The following is a 21306-nucleotide window of genomic DNA, read 5'->3' as shown; positions in this document are numbered from 1 at the left end:
GGCGGCGCAGCGGCCGGCGCTGCCGCCGGGCGCGCGGCGCCGGGCTTACTCTTCAGCGACGCAATGATGTCGGCGACCTCGCTGTTCTGCGCGGCGGCCGCGGGCCCTGCGGATGACGGCACAGGCGCATCGGCGATATGCAGGCCGCGCGTCTTCGCCGCGCCGGCGACCATCGCCGTCTCTTCGGGCTTGCCGCGCGGCAGGAAGGCGTAGCCGTTCTGTTCACCGTAGGCGACGCGTACGATCTCGCCGCTGGGCAGCTTGATCTTGCCCGAGCCCTGGATCTGCATCGAGTACAGCGCATACGGATCGTCGACCCAGGCGAACACCGGCGCGCGCATCTCGCGCGTCTCGATCTGCTGCCGCGACCAGTACGGCAGGATCAAAGCATTCGCGCCCTCGCCTTCGATGCGCACGCGGAATTTCTTGTCGCGGATGCCGGGATCGGTGTCGCCGAGCTGCACCGCGTATTCGCGCGCACCGCTGGCGCCGGGGATCGCCGGCAACAGCAGGCGATCGTCGTTGCGGAACCACTGGCGTGCGCTGCCGGTAATGCCCTTGGCGTCGACGAACATCAGGTCCGAAGGCGTACCGTAAACCGGGTAGGCATAGCGCGGAGTCGGCTTGCGGCTGCCGTTGAGCTGCGGCTCGTAGTAGCCGGTGATCAGGCCGTCGGCCGAACGGTCCAGCTGCTGCACCGAATACGCGCGGAAATTCTGCTCGAAGAACTGGCGCCAGACTCCGGCCAGCTGCGGATCGAGCTGATCGCTTTTGGCGCACAGCTCGGTCCACACCGGCTTCCTGCGCAGCGCGGCGCAGGACTGGCGGAACGCGGCCAGGCCTTCGCCCTGCGTGTCGTCGGACCAGCCCGGCACCTGCGTGAACGGCGCCGGCTCGAAGCGCGCGTACTTGGTTTCAAACGGTGCGCCGAGTTCGCCGCCGGCTGCGGCGACGGTGTGCGACGCCGCCGCGCCCTTGACCATCGTGGCGCCGCCGGCTGCGGCGGACGCCGGCAGTGCGCCGCTGTCGCTGCCCGCCGGTGCGGCGGCCGGCTGCGCGGCGCAGCCGGCGAATAGGGCCAACAAGGCAGCGCCGCTGCCGATCAACAAACGGCGGGCCACCACGGGATCGATCACAGACTTGGGCATGGCGCCGCTCCGATTGGTTGCGCGGCGAGTGTGGGAGCGGCCCAGGCGCGGCGCTATCCGCCGCATGGCGTATGACATTCGGCGCCGCCGCGGCAGGCGTTCAGCCTGGCTTTGCAAAATGGGCTCTCATCACTCCGTCCATCGAGGCGACCATGTCATTAGCGATCTATCTCATCGGCTTTTTGATCTTCATCGGCGGCATCGCCTGGGCGCTGGTCGTCGCCGGCGTGCCAACGATGTACATCGCGATCGGCTGCACGATCCTGCTCGGCATCGCGCTGTTCACCGGCGCCACGCGTACACGGACCAAGGATCCGTCCTAAACTGCACAGCTTCTGTAGCTGAGTAGGTTGGGGTGAGCGCAGCGAACCCCAACATCGGCACGGACTTCATGTTGGGGTTCGCTGCGCTCACCCCAACCTACGCGCTGCTTATTAACTATCGCTGTGATGAACCCACCAAAAACTTCGTCTGTGGCGACTCCATCACCCGCGATTCCGACACCGATCCACGCCCGCTTCCGCGAACTTGCCGCACAGACCGAGGGCATCGACGTCGAGGTCTACCAGCGCTTCGGCAAGGACCCGCTGGAACCGATACTCGGCCTGGGGCCGGACGATAGCCGTGTCGGTTTCTTCGGCCGCGATCCGGGCCGCGACGAGGTGCAGCACGGCGAGCCCTTCATCGGTGCCGGCGGCCAGCTGGTGCGACGCGCGCTGTATCGCGCGCTGCACGCCGGCAAGCTGCTGCCTGACTTTGCCGCGTCGCGCGAAATCGGCCGCGATTTCTACTGGGCCAATACGGTTCCGTACAAGCCGTTCGGCAACAAGGCCTGGTCGACGCGGATCAAGCAGCGCTTTCAACCGTCGGTGGCGCGGCTGCTGATCGAACAATGGCGGGGCGACAGCCTGATCACACTGGGCCGTGAAGCTTTTCTGTGGTTCGGCCTGCTGCAGTCACGCGAGACGCGCGAAAAACTCGATGCGTTCTGGCTGCGCGAAGACCGCTTCAGCGAAGCGATCAGCATCACGCTAGCCGCCGGCGATGGCGTGGCTCGAGAGTTTCGCCTGTATCCGCTGCCGCATCCCTCGCCGCTCAATGCAAGCTGGTACGGCCGCTTCCCGGGCTTACTGGATGCACGCCTGCAACAGCTCAATGTCGCACCGGGGACGCTGCGCCGCTGAGCGGCGAAGCTTGCCGGCAGGTGCCCGCGAGTCCAGGTCAACGCGGGCCCAGGCGAACGCGGGCTAAACTGGACCTCGGCCAAGAATAAGAACCAGGAGCACACCATGCCCGGCACGCTTTTCCGCCTCGAACTGAGGCCGCAGATTCCGGCCGCGTTGAGCCGGCTGACGGATCTGGCCTCCAACCTGATGTACAGCTGGGACCGCGACATCCGCGGCGTGTTCTGGCGGCTCGACAAGGATCTGTGGCGCACCTGCGGCAACAACCCGAAGCTGTTCCTGCGCCGGGTGTCGCAGAGCGTGCTCGAGGCCGCGGCCGACGACGACGATTTTCTGCAGGACTACAACGGCGCGCTGGCCTCGCACGACTCGTATCTGGCATCCGATCCCAAGCCCGAGGTGCTCGAGCATCTGCAGCCGGGCCGTGACCTGGTCGCCTATTTCTGCGCCGAATTCGGCTTGCACGAATCACTGCCGATCTATTCCGGCGGCCTCGGCATCCTGGCCGGCGACCACTGCAAGGCCGCCAGCGACCTGGGCGTGCCCTTCGTCGCGGTGGGCCTGCTGTATCGCGAAGGCTATTTCAACCAGACCATCGACGCACTCGGCCACCAGGTGGCGACGCCGCAGACCGCGAACTTCGACGAGCTGCCGATCAGCATCGCGCTCGACGCTCGCGGCACCGAGGTGCGTGTGTCGGTGCCGATCGCCGATCGCATCGTGCAGCTGCGGGTCTGGCGCGCCGATGTCGGCCATATCGCGCTGTACCTGCTCGACTCCGATCTGCCCGAGAACAGCGACGCGGATCGCTCGATCACCTTCCAGCTCTACGGCGGCAATACCGATACGCGCATCCAGCAGGAGATCGTGCTCGGTGTCGGCGGCGTGCGCGCGCTGCGCGCGCTCGGTCTTGCGCCGAGCGCCTGGCACATCAACGAAGGCCATGCGGCTTTCATGATCCTGGAGCGGGTGCGCGAACGGGTTGCCCAGGGCCTGGATTTCGAAGCGGCGCTGGAGGAGATCGCCGCGGGCACGGTGTTCACCACGCATACGCCAGTACCGGCCGGACACGATATTTTTCATCATGCGCAGGTGAACTGGTTCTTCCAGCAGCTGTTGCCGCAGTTCGGCACCGACGAGAGTCGCCTGCTCCGCCTGGGCGCCGACGGGCACGGCGAAACGCGCTTCAACATGACCGCGCTGGCACTGCGCGGATCGCGCTTTCACAACGGCGTTTCCAAGATCCATGGCGGCGTCGCCAGCATGATGGAACGCAGCCTGTGGCCGCAGATCACGCCGGAGGAGAATCCGATCGGCTCGGTCACCAACGGCGTGCATCTGCCGACCTTCATCGCACGCGCCTGGACGCAGCTGTTCCACGACGCGCTGCGCGGCTGGCGCAACAAGCTGCTCGACGTCGATTACTGGCAGCGGCTGGACGAGATCCCGGATCATCGCTTCCGCGCGGTGCGCCGCCAGCTCAAGCGCGATCTGCTGATCGACATCAACGAGCGCATCACCCGCCAGCACCGCCGCAACGAGCTACCCGAGGCGCTGATCGCGCAGGCGACGCAGCACATCCGCACGCATGAGACGCGCACCCTGGTGCTGGGCTTCGCGCGGCGCTTTGCGACCTACAAGCGCGCGACGCTGATCTTGCGCGATCCGGCGCGGCTGTCGAAGCTGCTCAACGATCCGCAGCGTCCGGCGATCCTGATCTTTGCCGGCAAGGCGCATCCGAAGGACCAGCCGGGCCAGGACCTGATCCGCCAGCTGCACGAGATGTCGCTGAAGCCCGGGTTCATCGGCCGGCTGTTCATGGTCGAGGGCTACGACATGCTGCTGGCGCGCAACCTGGTGCAGGGCTGCGATGTCTGGCTCAACAACCCCGAATATCCGCAGGAAGCCAGCGGCACGTCCGGCGAGAAGGCCGGCATCAACGGCGTGGTCAACCTGTCGGTGATGGACGGCTGGTGGGCCGAGGGCTACCAGCCCGAGCCGAACCAGAACGGCTTCGCGATTCAGCCGGTGCTCGACCCGAACATCCGCGACGCCGAGGAATCGCGCCAGCTGCTCGACCTGCTCGAGCACGAGGTCGCGGCGCGCTATTACCACGGTGCCGGCGACGGCTACTCGGACGAATGGCTGCGCCTGTCGCGCAATTCGATGAAGAGCCTGATCCCGCGCTTCAACTCATCGCGCCAGGTGGTCGACTACGTGCGCGGCTATTACGCGCCGGCGTCCCGAGCCGCGGCGCGCCTGAGCGCCGGCGACAGCAAGGCCGCGCGCGAGTTGTCGCGGTGGAAGCGGCTTGTACTGGACGCCTGGCCCGGAGTGTCGCTGCGCCTGGCCGCGACCCCGGCCAGCGTGGTGGCGACCGGCGAGCGCCTGGCCTTGCGCGTGCAGGCCCAGCTCAATGGTCTGAGCGTCGACGACCTGGTCGTCGAATACCGGGTCGGACGTGTCGATGCGCAGGGCCGATTCCAGGTCGAGCAGGTGCTGACTTTGAAGCCGGGCAAGGAGGGCCTGTTTGAGACCGAACTCGAGCCCTTGACCGGCCTGCAGCACTATCAGATCCGCGCGTATCCGCGGCACGCGGCGCAGGCGCATCGCTTCGAGCTCGGTTTGATGATCTGGTTGTGATCAGGATCGGCGCATCGCATCGCCGTTTGATCGCTTGCTAGGGTTTTTCCCCAGGGAAATCGGCTTCAGCGGTGTTAGCCTTGATCGGTTGCGACACCTTTTCTTATCGATTTCAGGGAGATATTTCGATGCGAACCGTTACAAAACTGTTACTCAAGGGAGTGGCCGCGGCGGCCATGATGGCGGCGAGTGCTGCGCATGCAGCGCCCGAGCGTGTGCGGCACATCGCGGTTTGCCCGGCGATCTCCGAAGAACGCATGGCACGCTGCCATTCGCACGTCGTAGTCGACAACGCCGGCAACCTGCTCGAAACCAAGACACCGTCGGGCTACGGCCCCAGCGATCTGCGCTCGGCATACAAGATCACCGCCACCGGCAGCTCGACCACGATCGTCGCCATCGTCGACGCCTACGGCTATCCGAATGCCGAAAGCGATCTGGCGACGTATCGCTCGACCTATGGCCTGCCCGCCTGCACCACCGCCAACGGCTGCTTCCAGAAGCTCAACCAAAGCGGCAGCGCCGGACCGTATCCGAAGACCAACACCGGCTGGTCGCAGGAAACCGCACTGGATCTCGACATGGCCAGCGCGATGTGCCCGAACTGCAAGCTGCTGCTGGTCGAAGGCAACTCCTCGAGCTTCGCGAACCTCGCGGCAGCAGTGAACACCGCCGCCGCATTCGGCGCGCATGTAATCAGCAACAGCTACGGCGGCGGCGAATCCGGCAGCACCAGCTACGAGTCCGCCTACAACCATCCGGGCGTTGCGGTTACCGTCAGCACCGGCGATAGCGGCTACGGCGTGCAGTTCCCCGCGTCCTCGCCGCATGTCACCGCGGTCGGCGGCACGCATCTGGTGACCGCCAGCAACAGCCGCGGCTGGACCGAGACCGCCTGGAGCGGCGCCGGCAGCGGTTGCAGCACAACTTATGCGAAGCCGAGCTGGCAGCTAGATACCGGCTGCACGATGCGCAGCCTCGCCGACGTGTCGGCGGTGGCTGATCCGAACACCGGCGTCGCGGTCTACGGCCCGTCGACGGCGCGTAGATCGGCCTGGCTGGTGTTCGGCGGCACCAGCGTCGCGGCGCCCTTGATCGGCGGTGTCTACGGCGCCAATGGCGGCGCGGTGAACTACGGCAGCGATCCTTACGCGCACGTCAGCGCGCTGTTCGACGTGACCTCGGGCAGCAACGGCAGCTGCACCGTGCCCTACCTGTGCACCGCCGGTACCGGCTACGACGGCCCGACCGGCCTGGGCACGCCCAACGGCATCACCGCGTTCTGATGCTGGAACCGAACCGGCCCCGTTTCCGGGGCCGGTTTTTTTATGCCCGTTGGCCGTTCACCGAACCATCGGCGGCTGGCCGAGCATTTCGGACGTCACCAGCACCACGCCACCGGGCGACATGTGGTAGTTCTTCTTGTCGGCTACCGGATCGACACCGATCTGGCTGCCTTCGGGGATGATGCAGCCCTCGTCGATGACCGCCTTGCGGATCGTGCAGTTGGCGCCGATCTTCACCCGCGGCAGGATCACCGAGTCTTCGATGATGCTGCCGCGCTCGATGGTCACGTTGGAGAACAGCACCGAGTGATTGACCTCGGCGCCGGACACGATCGCGCCGCCCGACACCATCGAGTTGACCGCGGTGCCGCGCTGGTGCGGGCCGTCGAACACGAACTTGGCCGGCGGCGTTTGCTGCTGATAGGTCCAGATCGGCCACTGGTCGTCGTATAGATTCAGCTCGGGCACCACGTCGACGAGTTCGAGGTTGGCCTTCCAGTAGGCGTCGATGGTGCCGACATCGCGCCAGTAGCCGGCGCGGTTCTGGTCATGGACGTCGCGCAGCGCATAGGCGTAGACGCGGTCGTTCTTGATCGCGGCGGGGATGATGTCGTGGCCGAAATCGTGGCTGGACATGGTCATGCCGGCATCGCGTGTCAGCAGGTCGAGCAGGTAGCTGGCGTCGAAGATGTAGATGCCCATCGACGCCAGCGCGGTGTCGGGCCGGCCCGGGATGCAGTCGGGGTTCTTCGGCTTCTCCGAGAACTTGACCACGCGGCTATCGCTGTCGACGTCCATCACGCCGAAGCCGCTCGCCTCCACCAGCGGCACTTCGACGCAGCCCACCGAGATCTGCGCGCCCTTCTCCACGTGGTGCGCCAGCATGCGGCCGTAGTCCATCTTGTAGACGTGGTCGCCGGCCAGGATCAGCACATGGCTGGGCTCGTGGGCGCGGATGATGTCCAGGTTCTGGTAAACCGCGTCGGCGGTGCCCATGTACCAGCTGTTCTCGTCGACGCGCTGCTGCGCCGGCAGCAGCTCGACGAACTCGCCGAACTCGCCGCCGAGAAAGCTCCAGGCCTTCTGCAGATGCTGGATCAGCGAATGGCTCTTGTACTGGGTCAGCACACCAATCCGGCGGATGCCGGAGTTGATGCAGTTGGACAGCGAGAAGTCGATGATCCGGAACTTGCCGGCGATGGGCACCGCCGGCTTGGCGCGCCACTGCGTCATCGGCCCGAGCCGCGAACCGCGGCCCCCGGCCATGACCAGCGCAAGCGTGCTCTTGGTGAGACGGCTGACGAAACGCGGATCGGATTGCGATTGCACGGGGTCCTCTACAGCGCTGGCGAGGTAGGCACTCGGGTTGTCGAATTTCATGATAGCGGCTCCTCCGCAGTCCGTCGCATCGGCCTATCGTCCCTTGTGATCACGCTCGATCCCGGTGCCGGCGACGCTGTGTCAGGCAAGACCAATGCCGTTCCCAATGAAACACTTGCTCAAGGAAGCTCAGGTTGTCCTAGCAGCCTGTCGGGCTTGGGTGATCGCATGCGAAAAAGCGGTTGTGCGAGGACAGATTTCGTCGACTTTGAAGGCCCATAGTCGTGCTATGGGTCGAAAAGGCGGCGGAATATGGACCGCACAGCCGCTTTTGCAGCCGATCAATCCCGAGCCCGACAGGCTGCTTGCGCCGGTGAAAGACGCTGCAAACTCCTACGCTGCGGTTCATCCAGAGCGGCTACATTAGCTGTCGAGTCAGTCAGCTATTCGGCAACTTGCAAGATCAGCGCAAGCCGCCGGGTGCAATAAACCGGACCAGGACAAGAGGACATTCAGATGAAAAAAGTCGTAGCGCTGCGATCCGCGTCGAGTATCGCAATGCTGGTGATCGCCGCGGCAGCGGTGCCGGGTGCCTATGCGGCGGGTTCGGTGCAGGCACGCCAGCAGGCTGCAGCCTCAGTCGCCGGTGGCAGCCCGGAGTGCAAGGCGCTGGGCGACTTCTACTGGGAGATCGGCGACGCCAGCGGCGTCCAGGGCAGCGGCAAGATCGGCAGCGAATACAGCGCCAACGAGACAATCCGCATCGCCTCGGCCAGCAAGTTCGTGTTCGGCGCGTATTTCCTGGAGAAGATCGGCCGCAGCGCGCAGCCCACCGCCGATCAGTTGAGCTACCTGGAAATGCGCTCCGGTTATGCCAACTTCAACCCGCTGATGTGCATGCTGTCGCGCAGCGTCGACTCCTGCATGACCGCGCGCTCCAACGGCGATCGGGACGGCAGCAAGGTCGGCAGGTTCTCCTACGGCGGCGGCCATGACCAGAAGCTGGCCGGCATGCTCGGCCTGGGGCGGATGAACGCCGAGGAGTTCGGCCGCGAGATCAAACAATACGTCGGCCCCGAGATCGGCTTCTCGTACAAATCGCCGCAGCCGGCGGGCGGCATGGAATCCAGCCCCGCGGATTACGGCAAGTTCCTGCGCAAGATCATCTCCGGCCAGCTGCGGATGAAGGAGTTCCTCGGCTACCAGCCGGTCTGCGCCTCGACCAGCTGCCCCGGCGTGGCTTACACGCCGGTCGTCGACAACTGGCACTACAGCATCAACCACTGGATCGAGGACGACCCCCGCACCGGCGACGGCGCCTTCAGCAGCCCGGGCGCGATGGGCTTCTATCCGTGGATCTCGAAGGACAAGACCACGTATGGCGTGCTGGCCCGGAACAAGATGGGCAAGACTTCGTACTGGGACAGCGTGCTGTGCGGGCGCGAGATCCGGAAGGCGTGGATGAGCGGCGGTTAGCGCATCACCACTGATTACCACGGATTACCACTGTAGGAGCGGTCCGTGACCGCGAGTGTGGTCGTGAGGGCGCAATCGCGGTCAAGGACCGCTCCTACAGTTTGTTCTGCTTGAGCGCGACGGGCTCTTCCAGGCTCAGCACCAGCGCCCCCAGCGGCGGCAGGCTCAGCTCCAGCGTGCAGGGCTGGTTCATGCACGCAGCCGCGAACGCCTCGACGACGCCGAGGTTGCCGACGCCGCTGCCGCCGTAGACCGGCGCATCGGAATTCAGCCGCTCGATCCAGCGCCCCAGGCTCGGCACGCCGATGCGCTGGCGATGGCGGACCACCGGCGTGCAGTTCAATACCACGACACTGTCCCGCCCCGAGCGGTCCCGGCGCCGGTACACGAATACCGACTCGTCGAGGTTGTTGCAATCGATCCAGTCGAAACCGCCAGGCTCGAAATCGCGTTCGTGGAATGCCGGCACGTCGCGGTGCAGATGATTCAGATCGCTCAGCCAGCCGCGCAGCCCGGCGTGCAGCGGCTGCGTATCCAGCCACCAGTCGAGCGGGCGGTCGTGGTTCCACTCGCGGCGCTGGCCGAACTCGCCGCCCATGAACAGCAGTTTCTTGCCGGGCCGGGTGTACATCCAGGCGTACAGCAGCCGCAGGTTGGCGAACTTCTGCCAGTCGTCGCCGGGCATCTTCTCGACCAGCGCTTTCTTCAAGTGCACCACTTCATCGTGTGAAAGCGGCAGCACGAAGCTTTCGGTCCAGGCGTACATCAGGCCGAAGGTCATCTTGTTGTTGTCGTAGCGGCGATACAGCGGGTCGCACTTGAAGTAGTCGAGCGTGTCGTGCATCCAGCCCATGTCCCACTTCATCGAAAAACCCAGGCCCTGCTCGTCGACCGGCCGCGACACCTTGGGCCACGACGTCGACTCCTCCGCAATCACCACCGCGCCCGGATGCTGGCCGTGCACGACGATGTTCAGATCGCGCAGAAAATCCACCGCCTCGAGATGCTCGCGGCCGCCCAGCTGGTTGGGCTTCCACTCGCCGGCATTGCGGCCGTAGTCGAGATACAGCATCGACGCCACCGCATCGACACGCAGACCGTCGATATGAAACAGCTCGATCCAGAACAGCGCGTTGGCGAGCAGGAAATTGCGCACCTGCGGCCGTCCATAGTCGTAGACCAGCGTGCCCCACTCGGGGTGCTCGCCGCGCAGCGGATCGGGGTATTCGTACAGCGGCTGGCCGTCGAACTGGCGCAGGCCGTGCGCGTCCTTGGGGAAATGCGCCGGCACCCAGTCGAGGATCACGCCGATGCCGCTGGCATGGCATTGATCGACCAGATAACGAAAGTCGTCCGGTGAACCATGTCGGCTGGTCGGCGCGTACAGGCCGATGGTCTGGTAGCCCCAGGAGCCGTCGAAAGGATGCTCGCTGATCGGCAGCAGCTCGATATGGGTGAAGCCGAGCTGCACCACATACGGCACCAGCCGCTGCGCGATCTCGCGATAGCTCAGATAGCCGTTGTCGTCGCTGCGCTGCCAGCTGCCCAGATGCACCTCGTAGACCGACATCGGCTCGCGCTGGTAGTCGCGCCCCTGCCGCGCCTGCAGCCAGGCGGCGTCGGCCCACGGGTATTGGCTGGGCGCGCCGATCACCGACGCGGTTTCGGGGCGCAGCTGGAACTCGCGGCCGTAGGGATCGGACTTGAGGCGCCGGGCCCCGTCGGCCCCGCAGATCTCGAACTTGTAAAACGCACCGGCCGGCAGATCGGGAATGAACAGCTGCCAGACGCCGCTGCCATGGCCGCGCATCAGGTGGATGCGGCCGTCCCAGGCGTTGAAGTCGCCAACCACGCTGATCGCCAGCGCATGCGGCGCCCAGACCGCGAAGCGCACGCCCGCCACGCCGTCGATGCTCAGCGGATGCGCGCCGAGCATCTTGTGCACATGCCAGTGGCGGCCTTCACCGAACAGGTGCAGGTCGAAATCCGCGATCAGCGGCTCGTCGAAGGCATAGGCGTCGTGGCCGCTGTGCCAGGCTCCGCCGGCGTCCTGCCAATGCAGCCGGTAATCACGCGGCAGCGTCCCGGCCAACTGCGCGACGAACAGATCGGAATCCGGAATGCGCTGCAGCTCGGGGCCGTCGGCCGCGTGCAGATGCACGCGCCGCGCGCCGGGCCTCCAGACTCGCAGGCTGGTGCCGGACTTGCCGGAAGGCCGCCGGCCGAGCAGCTGGAACGGATCACCGAGACGGTTTTCCTGCAGTCGGCGCAGCAGATCCTGCGGGACGGAAGGCGCGTTGTCGGCAACGGTCACAGTTTCGGGTTCCTTGGCGCTATGGGCCAGCAGCGCCGGCGAAGGCGGAGTTCGGGCGACCCGCTTATCCTACGTGCCAATCCTGAACCCATGACAACGAAAGCCGAAATGCGGGTGCTCTTTGCCGCCAGCGAATGCTGGCCGCTGATCAAGACCGGCGGGCTCGCCGACGTCGCCTACGCGCTGCCGCTGGCCCTGACCCGGATCGGTGCCGACGTGCGCGTGGTCATACCGGCCTACCGCGGGCTGATCGACAAGCTCGAAAGCGCGCAGCCAATCCGCCGGATCGAAATCCGCGGCCAGTCCTTTGGCGTGATCGAGGGGCAGCTGCCGGGCACGCCGCTGAAGCTATGGCTGATCGATGCGCCGTACCTGTATGCCCGCGACGGCGACCCGTACCGCGACGCGGCGGGCCACGACTTCGCCGACAACGCCTGGCGCTTCGGCTGCTTCAGCGAGGTGATCTATCGCTTGAGCATGGGCGCGGCCGGCTGGCAGCCCGACGTGGTGCATGCCAACGACTGGCAGACCGGGCCGGCGCTGTCCTGGCTGTCGCTGGAGCCGGTGCGGCCGCGCACGGTGTTCACGATCCACAACATCGCCTACCAGGGCTGGTACGGACGCGAGGCTTTCGACTTTCTCGGCCTGCCGCCGCGGCTGTGGAGCATCGACGGCGTGGAGATGCACGGCGGCTTCTGCTTCATGAAAGGCGGCCTGACCGCGGCCGACGTGATCACCACCGTCAGCCCCACGTATGCGCGCGAGATCCAGACCCGCGAGTATGGCTATGGTCTGGACCCGCTGCTGCGCTGGCGCGCGGCACGCCTGGCCGGCATCGCCAACGGCATCGACATGGAGGCCTGGAATCCGGCCACCGATCCGCTGCTGGCGCGCCGCTATACCGCCGCCAGCCTGCGTCAGGGCAAGAACGCCAACAAGCGCGAACTGCAGCAGGAAATGGGCCTGGCCGCCGACGTCGATGCGCCGCTGATCGGCATCGTCACGCGCCTGGCCGAGCAGAAAGGTACCGACCTGATCCTCGGTGCGCTGGAGCCGCTGCTGCACGCGTATCCGGCACTGCAGTTCGCGCTGCTGGCATCCGGTGATCGTGCTCAGGAGCAGGCCTGGCGCGACGCCGCCGCGCGCCATCCGCAGCGCGTCGGCGTGCAGCTGCGCTACGACGAGCGCCTGGCTCACCGCATCGAAGCCGCCGCCGACATCTTCCTGATGCCCTCGCGCTTCGAGCCCTGCGGTCTCAACCAGATGTACAGCCAGCGCTACGGCACGATCCCGGTGGTACGCCGCACCGGCGGCCTCGCCGACACGGTGACCGACGCGACGCCGCAGACGATCGCCGATGGCAGCGCAAGCGGCGTGATGTTCAACGACGCCGACGTCGGCGGCGTGCTCTGGGGCGTCAACCGCGCACTGGAATTGCGCGGCGATCCGAAGATCTGGAAGGCGATGCAGCTGGCCGGCATGGCCCGCGATTTTTCCTGGGAACGCGCCGCGGCAGAATACTTGCGGCTATACGCGCGGCCCTGAGAAGTAGCACAGCCCAACTGGCGCGCTCACCGTCCGCGCGTAGGTTGGGGTGAGCGCAGCGAACCCCAACCTACATGCTGCCCAACGCCAATCCGGACTCAGGTCTTCGGCAGCGTAACCCCGGTCTGGCCCTGGTACTTGCCGCCGCGGTCCTTGTAGCTGGTTTCGCAGATTTCGTCGGACTCCAGAAACAGCATCTGCGCGACGCCCTCGTTCGCGTAGATCTTGGCCGGCAGCGGCGTGGTGTTGCTGAATTCCAGCGTCACGTGGCCCTCCCACTCCGGTTCCAGCGGCGTGACGTTGACGATGATGCCGCAGCGCGCGTAGGTGCTCTTGCCGAGACAGATCGTCAGCACGCTGCGTGGGATGCGGAAATACTCGACGGTGCGGGCGAGCGCGAAGGAGTTCGGCGGGATGATGCACACCGGGCCCTTCACGTCGACGAAGGTTTTCTCGTCGAAGTTCTTCGGATCGACGATCGTCGAATTGATGTTGGTGAAGATCTTGAACTCGTCCGCGCAGCGCACGTCGTAGCCGTAGCTGCTGACGCCGTAGCTGACGATCTTGCCGCCCTCGTTGCTGCGCACCTGGCCGCTCTCGAACGGCTCGATCATGCCGTGATCACGCGCCATGCGTTTGATCCAGCGGTCGGACTTGATGCTCATGCGGACGGGCAGCCTCTGCGGTCGATGTGGCGGCATTGTACCGGGGCCCCGCCGCCCCGGCGCTAGAACGCCTGCAGATTGTCGACCGGCACCGCCGGCGGCGTGCCGAGCACGCGTGCCAGCGTCGCGCTGATCACGTCGATGTCGTTGTCGAAAGAGCCGTGCGCCAGCGCGATCGACTGGCCGGGCGCGGTGCCGGTGCGCACCAGCTTGTCGGCATGCACCTGCAGGGCGACCGCGCCGCCGGCCGAGAACGCCCGCCACTGCGCCAGGTCGGCGATGGTGACGGCGCTGCTGTTCCATAGCTTGCCGTCGCTGTCCTTGTCCAGCGGATGCCAGGCCGCCTCCATGCCGAGCAGCGGCATCTTGTGCACGCTCTCGAGCGCTCGGCTGACCAGGTACAGCAGCGACTTGCCGTAGGGCCCGACCGTGTCGGCGAGTTCGCGCTCGTTGCTCATCAGGTCAACATGCAGATCCGCCGCGCGCAGCACGCCGTTGCCGGCGGCACCGATGTAGCGCCGGTTGGCGAAGCCGAGCGTGCAGGCCGGCGCGAACAGCGAGGCCGAGCGGATCGCCAGCGCCGGCACAGCGGCCGCCGGCGCGCACAGGTCGAGCAGATGGCCGAGCAGGATCGCGCCGGCGGAATGGCCGACCAGGTGGATCTCCAGACTCGGCAGCGCTTGCTTGAGCGCGCGCAGATGCGTGGCGACTTGCCAGAGGCCGCTGCCGCCGTCGGCAGCCGCCTCGGCGTTCTGCTTGATCTGCATCCACACCGGCTTGACCAGCGCGCGCTCGGCCAGCGCCTCGATCGCGCGATCGGCCTGGTCCCGCGCCCACTCCCAGCCGCTGCCGACGATGCTCGCGCCGAACAGCTTGTCGGTGGTGTCGTGCAGCATGCCGACGATGCTTTCCCAGACGCCGGTGCGCCAGGTAATGAACAGCGGATAGATGTTGTTGGCGGCGAAATACGGCGCCAGCACGCGGATGCGCTTGATCGACGCGGCCTCGTCGTTGAGGCCGCCGTGAGCATAGATCGCGATGCGCGGCGTCGGTCGCGCCTTCAGCCAGGCCAGCGGCGATTCATACGCCGCCATCTGCACCGCGGCGGCGGCGTTCGGTGCGCTGATGAAACGGTTCTGCGGCTCGCCGTTGTTGCCGAGCACCACCGAGTGCTCATAGGCCACGGCCTCGCTCCACGGCAGCGTCGCCGGGTTGGCCGCAAGCGCTGCCGCGGTAACCGGCACCAGCGCGGAATTCGGCGCCGCCTGGCGATCACGCAGCGACTCGCTGCTGCGGGTGCGCGCGGACACGGCGCCGAGCATTGGCGCGCCCATCGCGGCGACCCAGGCGTCGTTGCCGTGCAGCACCCAGTCCTCATAAGTCATCACCGCGAAGCCGTGAAAGCCCCAGCCCGGCCCCCAGGAGTTCTGCACGATGAAGCCTTCAGGCGTGTAGCCGACCAGCGCAAAGGCATGGCCGCCGTCGGTGTCCTTGTGGCAGGGAATCACCGGCAACGACGCGGCCCGCTTGATCGACCAGCCGGCGTGCACGTCGGCCGAAACATAGATCGCGCCGACCTCGAAAATCGCCGCCTGCATGTCGGCGATCGAGGCCATGTCGACGCGGTAGTAGGCGCCGAGCGGACGCAGTGCGGCGTCCTGCTCCCAACCGGCTTTGGGCTTGATGAATTCGCCGCGCCGGTTCGCATACGGCCACAGCGTGGCGCTGCAGACGCCGTGACGATGCCAGCCCTTCATCGCGCCGCGACAGCTGGACCCGTCGTAGTCCTCGCCGGGCCATTCGTCGTACTGGCGCGCCAGCTGGTAGAGCATGCGCGGGCTGACGCCGGCCCGTTTCTGCTTGCCGGCCAGCGAGCGGCGCCAGGCCATGTGGTTGATCACGCCAGCCAGGCCGAAGCCGGTACAGGCACCCTCGCTGCCCTGATCCAGCACCAGACCCTGCGCTGCGTACTCGGGGAAGTATTTGCTGATCTGCTTCGGGTCCGGCGTCTGCGCCGGCAGCGCGATCAACGGCGGCGTGTAGACCCGGTCGCGGAAGTCGACACGGTCGGGGCGAGCATCGAAAGTGCGGCCGGCAGTGCTCGGCTGCGGCGGTGTTTTCCTGGTGGCCATGTCTTGTCTCCCTGACTGACGGCTCGAGTCTGCCCGACCGTTCCCGGCATGAAAGCTAGCGCTTCACGCACCGCGCGGCTATCGCGGGGCCGCGTCAGCCAGTCTCGACCAGCCGGCCCAGCGCCTGCAAAGCAGCGGCCACTTCCGGCGTCCACTGGCGGCCGCAATTCAGGCGCAGGCAATGGCGGTAACGGCCGCTCGCCGAGAACAGCGGCCCGGGCGCGAAGTTGATGCGGCGAAACAGGGCGCGTTCGTATAGCGCCAGGGTGTCGGTGCCGCGCGGCAGTTCTACCCACAACACGAAACCGCCAGCGGGACGGCTGACGCGCGTGCCCGCCGGGAAATGCTGCTCCACCGCGTCGGCATAACGCGCCACGTTGTTCGCACATAGCCGGCGCAGCCTGGCCAGATGGCGCGCATAGGCCTGCGTGCGCAAATAGTCCGACAGGGCGTGTTGATAGATCAGCGCGGTGCCGGCCGAAGTGGTGAATTTGCGCATGCGCACCGCGTCGCGATGCCGCCCGGCGAGCAACCAGCCAATGCGCGCGCCCGGCGCCAGCGATTTCGAGAACGAACCGCACAGCAGCACGCTGCCGCTGCGATCCCAGTGCCGCACCGGTATCGGCCGCTGACCGGCGAAATCCAGCTCGCCGTAGATGTCGTCTTCGATCAGCGCCACGCGGTGCCGCTCGCAGAGCCGCACCAGTGCCTGACGCGCGCGCTCGGGCATCAGCGAGCCGAGCGGATTGGCGAACGCCGGTGTCACCACGCAGGCACGGATCTGAGCGCCTTCCGGCCCGGCCAGCGCCGCGGCAAGCGCATCGACCGACAAGCCGTCACGCGCATGCGTCGGAATCTCCAGTGCCTTCATGCCCTGCGATTCGATCAGCTGCAGCAGGCCGTAATACGTCGGCGATTCCACCGCAATGACGGCACCGGGCGCCGCGACCGTACGCAGCGCCAGATTGAGAGCTTCCATGCAGCCGTTGGTGATGACGACTTCGTCCTCGTCAACGGCGACGCCCAGCTCAGCGTAGCGCCGCGCGATCTGGTGACGCAGCGCTGGCAGACCGAAAAATGGGCTGTATTCACCGATCATCTGCGAATGGCGCCGCGCCGCCTGCGCCGCGTGGCGTTGCAGCGTCGCCACCGGATACCAGTCTGCTTCGGGAATCGCCGCACCAAAGCCGATGATGTCCGGATCGTTACTCGCGGCGAGTAGTCGCGCCGCGATGCTGCTGACCGTGACCGGCTTGGCCGCGGCTGGCGGCCGGCTCGTCGCCGGCTCGGGCAGACGACGCGGCCGCTGCCGCACGTAGTAGCCCGACTGCGGCCGCGCTTCGACGACACCGCGCCGCTCCAGCGCCCGCAGCGCCGCCAGTGCGGTCGTCGCGCTGAGCCGGCGGCGCTGCGACAGCTCGCGCACCGACGGCAGGCGCTCACCAGCCGCCAGCTGACCCTGTGCAATCAGCAGGTCCAGCTCATCGGCCACGGTCAGGTACAGCGGCTGATCAGGGAGCGCAGTGGTGTCGTCGGCAGACATGCGAATCAGCGTTTTCGAGGTGGGCAGATTAGGCCATCGGTGGCAGCGGCCGGGCCAGTAACTGTACTGCCTGGAAAACGCCGCCGCTGTATCTGTACCGCCCCGACCCGGCTGTCTATGGTGCTGCACCTTTCAAGGGATGCAGCCGATGGACGCCACCTCGCTCACGATGACCTCCGGCGCCGCCGCCCTGTCGGCGCAACTTGCCGCTCTGGCCTTCGGCACCTCGATCACGCCAGGGCCGAACAACCTGATGCTGCTGTCCTCGGGCCTGCGCTTCGGTGTGCGCCGCACGCTGCCGCATTGCTTCGGCGTCAGCGCGGGCCTGGCGCTGGTGCTGCTGCTCGCCTACTTCGGTCTCGGCGCTTTGCTGAGCCGCGTGCCGGCACTGCAGGCCCTGCTGTCGATCACCGGTGCGCTGTACCTGCTGTGGCTGGCCAAAGTCACGGCCAGCGCCGACCCTCGCAAGCCGCTGGACGCCGGGAGCGGCGCGGCGGCACAGCCGATGAGCCTGGGTGCCGCAGTCGCGTTCCAGTTCATCAATCCCAAGGTCTGGGGCATGGCCGCGTCCGGCGTCAGCCTGGTGCTCGCTGCCGATGTGTCCGACGTGATGCGCGCGCCGCTGCTGGTGGGTGTCTACTGCCTGCTGAACCTGCCGTGCATCTCGCTGTGGGTCGTGGCCGGTTCCGGCATGCGCCGGCACCTGGCCGAGCCGCGGCTGCGGCGCCTGTTCAACTGCGTCAATGCGGCGCTGGTGGCGGCGACGGCGCTGTGGATGCTCAAGCCGGTGATGACCGCGATACTGCGCTAGGCCGGCCGACACGGCCTCAGTCGTCGGAGATTGACAGGCTCGGGAACGCGTTGACCTCGCCATGCGCGAGGCGCGCCGCAGCACGCAGCGCGATGTCCCGATACGCCTTCGCCGCGTCCGAATCTGGATCGGAGACCACGGTCGGCCTGCCGTTGTCGGCCTGCTCGCGGATGCGCCCGTCCAGCGGCAGCCGGCCCAGCACGTCGACACCGGTCTCAAACGCCAGCTTGTCGCCGCCGCCGCTGCCGAAGATCGCGCTCTGGTGGCCGCAGTTCGGGCAGCAGAACACGCTCATGTTCTCGACTACGCCGAGCACGGTGACTTCGACCTTCCTGAACATCTCCAGGCCCTTGCGCGCATCCAGCAGCGCGATGTCCTGCGGCGTGGTCACGATCACCGCGCCCGACAGCGGGATTTTCTGCGACAGGGTCAGCGCGATGTCACCGGTGCCTGGCGGCATGTCGATAATCAGATAGTCGAGATCGTCCCAGCGCGTCTCGGTCAGCAGCTGCATCAGCGCCGAGGTCACCATCGGCCCGCGCCAGATCGTCGGCTGGGTGTCGTCGATCAGATAGCCGATGCTCATCGACTGCAGGCCGTGGGCGACGACCGGGTTCATGATCTTGCCGTCAGGCGAGCTCGGCCGCGCGCTGCTGCCGAGCATGCGCGGCTGGCTCGGGCCATAGATGTCGGCGTCAAGCAAACCGACGCGCGCACCCTCGGCCTGCAGCGCCAACGCCAGGTTCACCGCGACGGTCGATTTGCCGACGCCTCCCTTGCCGCTGGCCACCGCGATCACGTTGCGGATCTGCGCCAGCGGCCGCAGGTTCTTCTGCACCGCATGCGGCTTGACGCGCCAGGTGATCGACACCTCGGCTTCCAGGCCGGTGTCCAGCCTGATCCGCTCGGTGATCGCGGCTTTTAGGCCCGGCGCATGGCCGGCAGCCGGGAAACCCAGCTCGATGGCGACGATCGCGCGCGCGCCGGCAAGCTCGGCACGGGAGACGACGCCGGCACTGATCAGATCACGGCCGATCACCGGATCGATAAAGCCGGCCAGCGTAGCCTGCAGGCCTGGATAGACAGTGGCGGACATGGCGCTCCCGCATAAAAAAATGGGCGCTGAGTCTATCCGGCCTGCCCGACAGCTGCCTCGGCGGCAGGGCTCACGTTGCAGAGCCGGCCATGTCACCATGGGCTCGGTCTTGCATGTCAAACTACGCAAACAACGCCAAAGACGTTGCACCGCGCCTCAGCTGATCGTTTCCGGGTACAACAGCATGCAAATGTCATCCATCATGGCGCGCGTCGGCGCGCTGCCGATCTCGATAGCCGCCATGCTGTTCTGCGCTCCGGCGCTGGCCCAGTCCGGCTGGGGCGTGTGGGCGACTCCTGACGCCTCCTGCACCGACGTACAGGCCTGGTACGGACAACAGAATATCCAGTCCGAGCCGACCGGCATGCGCAATATCGCGTATCCGGAAGGCAATGCGACCTACTGGGCCGGCCTGATCACCGGCGCACTCGGCAGCTCGGTGACGATCAAGGGCCAGTTTCCGGCGGCGCGCTACATGGGCATCCAGGTCTACGACATCGAGCACAACGTGCGCGGCGCGATCGGCGACCAGGAAATCAATCCGGACTCGGGCAGCAACAACCCGTACCGCTCCGGCTCGACCACGGCGCTGGGCACCTACACGGTCAAACTGGTATTCGGCGCGACGCCGTCGACGCCGGCGCCGAACACGATCTATTCGGACGGCCTGACCGAAGTGGGGCTGGTGTACCGCGTGTACTACGCCAATAACGTCAAGAGCCTGTACGGCAGCACCACCAGCCCGAAACTACCGAAGATCAAGCAGAACGGCGTCACGCTGAGCACGTGCGCGCCGCGGCCGATCCTGCCGAAGTCGGATACGGTCAACGGCCACATCGACAAGTACGACTTCACCGGCACCATCCCGCTCGATACGCGGCCGGTGACCAATCCGCCGAGCCTGCTGCTGTCGATCACCAATCCGTTCACGCCGTTCTATCCGAGCGCCGACAACAACTACATGTCGGCGCTGATCAGCCGCCAGTTCATGACCGCGCCCTACGACTACAACATGGTCGTCATGCGGATGCGCGCGCCGACTTTCCCGAACACGCAGGCCGGCGAAGCGCCGTGGCTGGCGACCACCGACCGGCAGGTGCGCTTCTGGTCGGTCTGCGAGAACGAGCCGCTGACCACCGGCGTCGCGCGCTGTGTGGCCGATGGGCAGACGCAGCCGCTAGACGGCACGGTCACGGTCGTGTTCTCGGACCCGTCGAACAAGCCCAGTAGTTCGCAGCTGCAGACCTGGGGCGCGAGCTGGCTGCCGTTCGGCGCGCTGCTCGACACCGACGTGGTCTACAACCTCGACGGCGAACCGAAAACCAATGCCGACGGCATCTACTACTACGGCTTCATCCTGTATCGGCAGACTCTGGCGAACCCGAGCTGGACGCAGTCGATGGCCAGTGTCGGGCAGCTGCCGCGCTCGCAGGTGAAAGCCGCGATGGGCGACTACTATCCGACGATCGGCTACTGCCGCAAATCCGATTTCAAGACGTTAGGCGCGGGCTGCATCGGCCTCTAGTCGCCGGCATGATCGATGTCGAACGACGCTGTATCTACATCCACCAGCGTAAAACGGCAGGGTCTTCGATCATCAGCGCATTCGGCCTGACGCCGAAGCAGGAAGCCTGGCATCGCTTCAACGACGGCGTGACAGGCGAAGCCTGGAAACGGCGCAGCGAAGAGGACAAGCGCTACTTCGTGTTCTCCTCGGTACGCAATCCCTTCGACCGGCTGATATCGGCCTGGCGCTATCTGCCGGAAACCCGCGAGCGCCCGCTGCTCGACGTGCTGCTCGACCCTCCGCGCAAAGGCCATGCCTATCGTCATCTGACCCGGCCCCAGGTGGCGTTGCTGCGCGACCCCGAATCCGGAGCATTGGTGACCGACGACCTGATCCGCTTTGAAACCCGTCAGACCGACTTTGATCGCGTCTGCGCGCGGATCGGTCTGGCGCCGCGGCCCTTACCTCATCTGGGCGCAGGCCAGCGTGATGGCGACTGGCGCGGCTATTTCGATGCGCGGACGCGGGCATTGGCCGAGGCGATGTTTGGCGAGGATCTGGCCACTTTCGGATATCGATTCGAGATCGGATAACTCGCTTAGCGCGATGCCGAGCCAATGCGCCACGAAAGTCGGT

The 21306-nt window shown here is 66.4% G+C and carries 16 protein-coding genes; 9 read left to right on the top strand and 7 right to left on the bottom strand.

The annotated features are described in order from the left end of the window. The coding region (locus JWQ90_RS27905; protein ID WP_299698365.1) for an MltA domain-containing protein at positions 1-1148 on the bottom strand (1148 nt) is incomplete at its 3' end. Between the two features lie 152 nt (positions 1149-1300). On the opposite strand from JWQ90_RS27905, the gene JWQ90_RS27900 reads away from it, so the two are divergent. From JWQ90_RS27900 to JWQ90_RS27885, 4 genes are all read left to right on the top strand, one after another. Further along, complete coding sequence (locus JWQ90_RS27900; protein ID WP_299698364.1) at positions 1301-1471, top strand: hypothetical protein; 171 nt, start codon at positions 1301-1303, stop codon at positions 1469-1471. A 150-nt stretch (positions 1472-1621) separates the two neighbouring features. Then, entirely contained in the window at positions 1622-2332 is a 711-nt protein-coding gene (locus JWQ90_RS27895) for a uracil-DNA glycosylase family protein (protein WP_299698363.1), read from the top strand. Between the two features lie 105 nt (positions 2333-2437). Further along, positions 2438-4975 (top strand): alpha-glucan family phosphorylase, encoded by a 2538-nt coding sequence (gene glgP, locus JWQ90_RS27890; RefSeq protein WP_299698362.1) that lies wholly within the window; start codon positions 2438-2440, stop codon positions 4973-4975. A 128-nt stretch (positions 4976-5103) separates the two neighbouring features. Beyond that, the gene (locus JWQ90_RS27885) at positions 5104-6261 is read left to right on the top strand and encodes a S53 family peptidase (RefSeq protein ID WP_299698361.1); all 1158 of its coding nucleotides are present in this window, start codon (positions 5104-5106) and stop codon (positions 6259-6261) included. 57 nt (positions 6262-6318) lie between these two features. Here the strand turns inward: JWQ90_RS27885 and glgC are convergent, their stop codons facing one another. Beyond that, complete coding sequence (gene glgC, locus JWQ90_RS27880; RefSeq protein WP_299698360.1) at positions 6319-7641, bottom strand: glucose-1-phosphate adenylyltransferase; 1323 nt, start codon at positions 7639-7641, stop codon at positions 6319-6321. A gap of 456 nt (positions 7642-8097) precedes the next feature. Between glgC and JWQ90_RS27875 the strand changes: the two genes are divergently transcribed. Continuing rightward, complete coding sequence (locus JWQ90_RS27875) at positions 8098-9057, top strand: hypothetical protein (protein WP_299698359.1); 960 nt, start codon at positions 8098-8100, stop codon at positions 9055-9057. A gap of 94 nt (positions 9058-9151) precedes the next feature. Here the strand turns inward: JWQ90_RS27875 and glgB are convergent, their stop codons facing one another. Further along, positions 9152-11371, bottom strand: coding sequence for a 1,4-alpha-glucan branching protein GlgB (gene glgB, locus JWQ90_RS27870; protein ID WP_299698358.1), 2220 nt, complete (start codon positions 11369-11371; stop codon positions 9152-9154). Between the two features lie 108 nt (positions 11372-11479). On the opposite strand from glgB, the gene glgA reads away from it, so the two are divergent. Next, positions 11480-12916, top strand: coding sequence for a glycogen synthase GlgA (glgA, locus tag JWQ90_RS27865; protein ID WP_299698357.1), 1437 nt, complete (start codon positions 11480-11482; stop codon positions 12914-12916). Positions 12917-13014: 98 nt separating this feature from the next. Here glgA and dcd read toward each other — a convergent pair whose 3' ends face one another. The 3 genes from dcd to JWQ90_RS27850 all read right to left on the bottom strand — a co-directional run bounded on the left by dcd (position 13015) and on the right by JWQ90_RS27850 (position 17256). Further along, on the bottom strand, positions 13015-13581 hold the full coding sequence (gene dcd, locus JWQ90_RS27860) for a dCTP deaminase (RefSeq protein WP_299698356.1): 567 nt from the start codon (positions 13579-13581) through the stop codon (positions 13015-13017). 62 nt (positions 13582-13643) lie between these two features. Beyond that, complete coding sequence (locus JWQ90_RS27855; RefSeq protein WP_299698355.1) at positions 13644-15713, bottom strand: C1 family peptidase; 2070 nt, start codon at positions 15711-15713, stop codon at positions 13644-13646. Between the two features lie 94 nt (positions 15714-15807). Then, the gene (locus JWQ90_RS27850; protein WP_299698354.1) at positions 15808-17256 is read right to left on the bottom strand and encodes a PLP-dependent aminotransferase family protein; all 1449 of its coding nucleotides are present in this window, start codon (positions 17254-17256) and stop codon (positions 15808-15810) included. Positions 17257-17404: 148 nt separating this feature from the next. On the opposite strand from JWQ90_RS27850, the gene JWQ90_RS27845 reads away from it, so the two are divergent. Continuing rightward, complete coding sequence (locus JWQ90_RS27845; RefSeq protein WP_299698353.1) at positions 17405-18067, top strand: LysE family translocator; 663 nt, start codon at positions 17405-17407, stop codon at positions 18065-18067. 16 nt (positions 18068-18083) lie between these two features. On the opposite strand, the gene apbC is transcribed toward JWQ90_RS27845, so the two are convergent. Beyond that, a complete protein-coding gene (gene apbC / locus JWQ90_RS27840; RefSeq protein WP_299698352.1) occupies positions 18084-19163 on the bottom strand; it encodes an iron-sulfur cluster carrier protein ApbC in 1080 nt (359 codons plus the stop codon). Between the two features lie 184 nt (positions 19164-19347). On the opposite strand from apbC, the gene JWQ90_RS27835 reads away from it, so the two are divergent. Further along, positions 19348-20688 carry a hypothetical protein gene (locus tag JWQ90_RS27835; protein WP_299698351.1) on the top strand — a complete coding sequence of 447 codons (1341 nt, stop codon included), beginning with the start codon at positions 19348-19350 and terminating at the stop codon, positions 20686-20688. Between the two features lie 8 nt (positions 20689-20696). Next, the gene (locus JWQ90_RS27830) at positions 20697-21263 is read left to right on the top strand and encodes a sulfotransferase family 2 domain-containing protein (RefSeq protein WP_299698350.1); all 567 of its coding nucleotides are present in this window, start codon (positions 20697-20699) and stop codon (positions 21261-21263) included. The last annotated feature ends 43 nt before the right edge of the window (positions 21264-21306 follow it).

This window comes from Hydrocarboniphaga sp. (assembly GCF_028291725.1).
Lineage (GTDB): Bacteria > Pseudomonadota > Gammaproteobacteria > Nevskiales > Nevskiaceae > Hydrocarboniphaga.
The sequence above is the reverse complement of the archived record's forward strand: the minus strand, read 5'-3'. Positions and strand labels throughout refer to the sequence as shown.

Excerpts from the sequence above, each read along its gene's own strand:
- JWQ90_RS27900 (WP_299698364.1), top strand. The coding sequence starts at position 1,301 with ATGTCATTAGCGATCTATCTCATCGGCTTTTTGATCTTCATCGGCGGC.
- glgP (WP_299698362.1), top strand. The coding sequence starts at position 2,438 with ATGCCCGGCACGCTTTTCCGCCTCGAACTGAGGCCGCAGATTCCGGCC.
- JWQ90_RS27885 (WP_299698361.1), top strand. The coding sequence starts at position 5,104 with ATGCGAACCGTTACAAAACTGTTACTCAAGGGAGTGGCCGCGGCGGCC.
- glgC (WP_299698360.1), bottom strand. The coding sequence starts at position 7,641 with ATGAAATTCGACAACCCGAGTGCCTACCTCGCCAGCGCTGTAGAGGAC.
- JWQ90_RS27875 (WP_299698359.1), top strand. The coding sequence starts at position 8,098 with ATGAAAAAAGTCGTAGCGCTGCGATCCGCGTCGAGTATCGCAATGCTG.
- glgA (WP_299698357.1), top strand. The coding sequence starts at position 11,480 with ATGCGGGTGCTCTTTGCCGCCAGCGAATGCTGGCCGCTGATCAAGACC.
- dcd (WP_299698356.1), bottom strand. The coding sequence starts at position 13,581 with ATGAGCATCAAGTCCGACCGCTGGATCAAACGCATGGCGCGTGATCAC.
- JWQ90_RS27855 (WP_299698355.1), bottom strand. The coding sequence starts at position 15,713 with ATGGCCACCAGGAAAACACCGCCGCAGCCGAGCACTGCCGGCCGCACT.
- JWQ90_RS27850 (WP_299698354.1), bottom strand. The coding sequence starts at position 17,256 with ATGTCTGCCGACGACACCACTGCGCTCCCTGATCAGCCGCTGTACCTG.
- JWQ90_RS27845 (WP_299698353.1), top strand. The coding sequence starts at position 17,405 with ATGGACGCCACCTCGCTCACGATGACCTCCGGCGCCGCCGCCCTGTCG.
- apbC (WP_299698352.1), bottom strand. The coding sequence starts at position 19,163 with ATGTCCGCCACTGTCTATCCAGGCCTGCAGGCTACGCTGGCCGGCTTT.
- JWQ90_RS27835 (WP_299698351.1), top strand. The coding sequence starts at position 19,348 with ATGCAAATGTCATCCATCATGGCGCGCGTCGGCGCGCTGCCGATCTCG.
- JWQ90_RS27830 (WP_299698350.1), top strand. The coding sequence starts at position 20,697 with ATGATCGATGTCGAACGACGCTGTATCTACATCCACCAGCGTAAAACG.